Below are 632 nucleotides of genomic sequence, written 5' to 3'. Positions count from 1 at the left end.
GCCAGGTCGACCGGCTTCTCGCAGAAGTCATAGGCGCCAAGCCCGATCGCCCGCAGCGTGTGCTCCCGCTGACCCTGGCCCGAAGCCACGATGATCGGCATGCGGGGGGAGATCTTGGTCAGCATCGCCAGTGTGGCGAAGCCTTCCGTCACGCCTTCCGGGTCTGGCGGCAGGCCGAGGTCCAGCAGAGTCACCGCCGGCAGCTCGGCCCGGGCGACCTTTTCCGCCTCGTCCCGGTTACCCGCCAGCAGCACGCGGCAGTTTGGAAAAGCCCAGCGGTACTGGGCGCTCAGCGCAATATCGTCTTCGATGACCAGCAGTTTCGGCCGGCTCATGACCGTGTCGCGTGCGGGACAAGCCTTATCATCGTGCGCCTTCCTGGAGGAGAACGACGCGGATGGTGGCGACGAGGATGAGGAGGTCGAGGAAGAGGGAGCGGCGGCGGACGTAGTAGAGGTCGTAGGCGAGCTTCATGCGGGCGTCCTCGACGGAGGCGCCGTATGGGTAGTTGACCTGTGCCCAACCGGTGATGCCGGGCTTGACGCAGGTGCGGTCGTGGTAGCGGGGGATGATGCGGCCGAGTTCCTCGACAAAGGCGGGGCGTTCGGGGCGGGGGCCGACGAAGGCCATGT

2 protein-coding genes are annotated in these 632 nt (G+C 66.8%); both read right to left on the bottom strand.

The genetic code is table 11. The features are described 5' to 3' along the window. Nucleotides 1-335: response regulator (locus EBE87_RS28550; RefSeq protein WP_120641335.1), on the bottom strand; the 335-nt coding region annotated here is incomplete at its 3' end. Nucleotides 336-363: 28 nt separating this feature from the next. Beyond that, nucleotides 364-632 (bottom strand): sugar transferase (locus EBE87_RS28545; RefSeq protein ID WP_199708359.1); only part of this gene is annotated, 269 nt, incomplete at its 5' end.

The sequence above is a fragment of the Teichococcus wenyumeiae genome (assembly GCF_003696345.1).
In the GTDB taxonomy this organism is placed as follows: domain Bacteria; phylum Pseudomonadota; class Alphaproteobacteria; order Acetobacterales; family Acetobacteraceae; genus Pseudoroseomonas; species Pseudoroseomonas wenyumeiae.
Note: the sequence above shows the minus strand (reverse complement) of the source record. Positions and strands in the feature narration are given on the sequence as shown.